The organism is Hymenobacter sp. AT01-02, from assembly GCF_000961955.2.
Classification (GTDB): Bacteria; Bacteroidota; Bacteroidia; order Cytophagales; family Hymenobacteraceae; genus Hymenobacter; species Hymenobacter mucosus.
Genome location: NZ_JZIR02000202.1, coordinates 1 through 785 on the forward strand (window position 1 = coordinate 1; position 785 = coordinate 785).

Annotated in this window: 1 pseudogene; it reads left to right on the top strand. The window is 52.9% G+C overall.

Annotated elements, in window-relative coordinates:
- Positions 1-334: 334 nt before the first annotated feature.
- Positions 335-785, top strand: a pseudogene (locus VI25_RS22350) (WD40 repeat domain-containing protein); the annotation flags it as partial.

Sequence of the window (785 nt, forward strand, 5' to 3'; positions counted from 1 at the left end):
CGCACTCCATAACTGCTCGGCAGACTCAGTAAGCTGCCAGAGACCTAGCAGACTGGTTTGTGAAATAGGGGAGAGGGAATGCAGCGGCAAGGCAAGGAGAGGTAGGTAAAGCGTAATAAAGATAGCGCTTACCATTTATGACTCCGCGTGCGGGGATGTTTGCCTTATCCTACCCGGAATAGTTATCGGGTTGTATCTAACAGCCTTACGTTTTACTGCTCCAGATAGTACCTTATCAAGCATGCCAGAAGTAGAGCAGGAGTGCTTGGCCAACAATGGCGCGTACCTTTGCGGCGCAGTCAGTGCGTATCATTTGCTGTCTGATCCTACCGTTTTGTCTTCCCTACCTCGCCCTCAAGTTCATAAGCTTGCTACCCTTACTGGTCACCGCGACTGTGTGTACGCCGTGGCGGGTACAATCGGTCAGGACGTATTCTACTCGGCCGGGGCCGATGGTATGGTGGCTGCTTGGAGCGTTGAGAAGCCGGAACACGACGGGGAACTAGTAGCAAAGGTGGACAACTCGGTGTATGCCTTGCTGCACTTACCGGAGCGCAACCTGCTAGTTTTAGGTCACAATTTCCAGGGAATCCAGGTGATTGATTTGGTGGAGAAAAAGCTGGCCTACGCTACAGCTCTGCCGTCGGCACCCGTTTTCGATTTAGTACATGCTCCGGCTCAACAACGGCTATACGTTGCGCTGGGCGATGGTACGCTGGCCGTGTTACGCACCTCCGATTTTAAGGTAGAAACCCTGGTGCGTCTTTCCGACAAAAGCCTACGCT